At 60.0% G+C, this 572-nt stretch carries 1 protein-coding gene and 1 pseudogene; both read right to left on the reverse strand.

The window, feature by feature from the left end:
• Positions 1-218, reverse strand: a pseudogene (locus tag ACR0E6_RS22840) (hypothetical protein); the annotation flags it as partial.
• Positions 208-572 (reverse strand): sigma-70 family RNA polymerase sigma factor (locus ACR0E6_RS22845; RefSeq protein WP_480587720.1); only part of this gene is annotated, 365 nt, incomplete at its 5' end. The gene ACR0E6_RS22845 and the pseudogene ACR0E6_RS22840, both read right to left, overlap by 11 nt.

Here is a 572-nt window from a genome sequence, read left to right on the forward strand (position 1 = left end):
CTGGCAGCGGCCAAGCTGCTAAAGCCCTGCCATCCACCGATATTGTCCAGAAGGCGTAGCCACAGAGACCGTTCAGAGCGTGTGTGTTTCGTCACCCGCCCTAGCCGAATTGTTTCGGCATCTGTCTGGATACGCACGGCAAGATCATCCGGCAGGCCAGGTCGGTCCTTGCGCGCCTGAGCAAACAGGTTTTCCAGTTCCATGTCGTCATCTGCCATCGTCATACCCCAGTTCTTCCCGCCGTCCGGCCAATATGGCCGACAAAGCCCGCTTTCCACGCGCGGTCAAGCTTTCGACCGCTTCTACCGATAGGCCCATGACCCCGGCAATCTCGGGGTTGGACAGTTCCTCAATATGCCTCAACACGACGGCTTGTCGCTGTCGGTCGGGCAATTGCGCAAGCGCGACCTGCAATGCGTCATGGCGCGCCGTATCCTGCATTTTCTCAACCACGCTGGCGGCGTTGTCGGGCGGCTCAGCCTCTTCGGGCAGCTGCTCAGGCGTCTTTTTGCGCTTACGGTCCAGACACAGGTTCAGCGTGACCCGATAGAGCCAGGTCGACACTTTGGCCG

It is taken from the genome of Ruegeria sp. AP12, from assembly GCF_056540025.1.